The organism is Streptomyces sp. NRRL S-920 (assembly GCF_000717945.1).
In the GTDB taxonomy this organism is placed as follows: Bacteria; Actinomycetota; Actinomycetes; order Streptomycetales; family Streptomycetaceae; genus Streptomyces; species Streptomyces alboniger.
Window position 1 is genome coordinate 1 of the sequence record NZ_JODF01000125.1, and the last position, 2,585, is coordinate 2,585.

The window sequence follows — 2,585 nt, forward strand, 5'->3', positions numbered from 1 at the left end:
GGCCCCCGCCTCCAGCCGCCCCCGCCCCCCACGGGCACCCCTGCGGCGATCACCGCCACCGGCCTGCGCAAGTCGTTCGGCGAGAAGACCGTCCTCGACGGGATCGACCTGCACATCCCCAAGGGCTCGATCTTCTCCCTGCTCGGGCCGAACGGGGCCGGCAAGACCACCGCCGTGCAGATCCTCTCCACGCTGATCGCCCCGGACGGGGGCGAGGTGCGCGTCGCGGGACACGACCTGGCGCGCGACCCCGCGGCGGTCCGCGCCGCGATCGGTGTCACCGGACAGTTCTCCGCCGTGGACAACCTCCTGACCGGCGAGGAGAACCTGCTGCTGATGGCGGACCTCTACGGCTACCGCAGCCGCCAGGCCCGACACCTGGCCGCCGAGCTGGTCGAGCGGTTCGACCTCGTGGAGGCGGCCAAGAGGCCCGCGGCGACGTACTCCGGCGGCATGCGCCGCCGCCTCGACATCGCGATGACCCTGGTCGGCAATCCCAGCATCATCTTCCTCGACGAACCCACCACCGGCCTCGACCCCCGCAGCCGCCACGGCATGTGGGAGCTGGTCCGCGAACTCGTCGGCGACGGCGTCACCGTCTTCCTGACCACCCAGTACCTGGAGGAGGCCGATCAGCTCGCCGACCGCATCGCGGTGCTGAGCGGCGGCAAGCTCGTCGCCGAGGGCACCCCCGCCCAGCTCAAGCGCCTCGTCCCCGGCGGCCACGTCGTGCTGCGCTTCGCCGACGCCGCCGGGCTGGACCGCGCCGCCCGCACCCTCGGCATCGGCACCCGCGACGACGACTCCCTCACCCTCCAGGTCCCCAGCGACGGCGGCGTGAAGTCCGTGAAGGCACTGCTCGACTGGGTCGAGGCCACGGAGACCGAGGTCGAAGGACTCACCATCGACACCCCCGACCTGGACGACGTCTTCTTCGCCGTCACCGGCCGCCCCGACAACGAGAAAGCGACGACCCGATGAGCGCCTCCGCCCCCACTGCCTCCGCCGGGACCCCGGCCGTGACCCGCTCGCACAGGCCCGTCCCGCCCTCGTCGCTGCGCAACTCCCTGACCATGCTGCGCCGCAACCTCAAGCACGCCCGCCGCTACCCGGCCATGACGATCAGCCTGGTGAGCATGCCCATCGCCATGCTGCTGCTCTTCAACTACGTCTTCGGCGGCACGATGTCCGCCGGCATGGGCGGCGGCGGGGCCCACGACTACATCGACTACCTCGTCCCCGGCATCCTGCTGATGGGGGTCGGCGGGGGCGTCCTGCCCACCACGGTCGGCGTCTGCATCGACATGACCGAAGGCATCGTGGCCCGCTTCCGGACCATGCCGATCAACGGCTCCTCGGTCCTGACGGGGCGTGCCGTCGGCGCCGTCATCCAGACGCTGGCCAGCACCGTCCTCGTCGTCGGGGTCGCGTTCCTCGTGGGCTTCCGCTCCGGTGCCGAACCCGTCGAGTGGGCCGCCGCCGCCGGGCTCCTCGCCCTGATGTGCCTCGCCCTCACCTGGCTCGCGGTCGCGCTCGGCCAGCTGGTCAAGGCCCCGGAGGCGGCGAGCAGCGTCGCCCTGCCCTTCTCCTTCCTGCTGCCCTTCCTCAGCAGTGCGTTCGTGCCGCTCGACTCGATGCCCACCTGGCTGCGCCACTTCGCCGAGTGGCAGCCCTACACCGCCTTCATCGAGACCCTGCGCGGACTGCTCCTCGGCGACGAGATCGGCAAGTTCGGGCCGCTGGCCGTCGGCTGGGGCGTAGCGATCGCCCTCGTCGGGTTCCTGTGGTCGCGGTCCCTGTTCAACCGCGGCGCCACCCGCTGAGACGTCGGTCCGGGCCCGGTCCGGACACCCTCGTACGTTGTCGGCCCTCGCCAATGCGGGGGCCGACAGCGTTACGGTGCACGGGCCGCCCGCATACGGCCGGTGCGCGTCACCGGTGTGAGACGTCTCTCGCCGGGCGCCGACCCCCGGTGAGCGCCCTCGCGGACCCCTTTTTGTGGAAACCCTACAGATGAACGCCGGTCGGAACAGTCACTTCTTCAGCAACCCCGTCCCCTTCTGTTCGGGGCTGCCAGGAAAACGGCCCGGAGACTGTACAGAGTCGACGGTCCGTTTCCCGGGGCCCCTCCGTAAGGTCGCTACATGACCGTTTTGGACGAGACCGCCTCCACCGAGGGCGAGCCCACCGACGCGCGCGGACGGGTGGCCGAACTGCACGAGATCCGTGCGCAGGCGCTGCGCGGGCCCAGCGAGAAGGCGACCGAGGCGCAGCACGCCAAGGGCAAGCTGACCGCACGCGAGCGGATCGAACTGCTCCTCGACCCGGGCTCGTTCAAAGAGGTCGAGCAGCTGCGCAGGCACCGCGCCACGGGCTTCGGCCTGGAGGCCAAGAAGCCGTACACGGACGGTGTCATCACCGGTTGGGGCACGGTCGAGGGCCGTACGGTCTTCGTGTACGCGCACGATTTCCGGATTTTCGGTGGCGCGCTGGGTGAGGCGCACGCCACGAAGATCCACAAGATCATGGACATGGCCATCGCCGCGGGTGCTCCGCTGGTCTCGCTGAACGACGGCGCGGGGGCC

Annotated in this window: 3 protein-coding genes; all 3 read left to right on the forward strand. The window is 70.9% G+C overall.

Going from position 1 to position 2,585, the window contains the following annotated elements:
- Window positions 1-48 precede the first annotated feature (48 nt).
- On the forward strand, window positions 49-981 hold the full coding sequence (locus IG54_RS0137020) for a daunorubicin resistance protein DrrA family ABC transporter ATP-binding protein (RefSeq protein WP_037898458.1): 933 nt from the start codon (window positions 49-51) through the stop codon (window positions 979-981).
- Entirely contained in the window at window positions 978-1,823 is an 846-nt protein-coding gene (locus tag IG54_RS0137025) for an ABC transporter permease (protein WP_030795520.1), read from the forward strand. Before IG54_RS0137020 ends, IG54_RS0137025 begins: the two co-directional genes overlap by 4 nt.
- Before the next feature lie 321 nt (window positions 1,824-2,144).
- A partial coding sequence (locus tag IG54_RS0137030) for a carboxyl transferase domain-containing protein (protein WP_324615454.1) occupies window positions 2,145-2,585 on the forward strand: 441 nt, incomplete at its 3' end.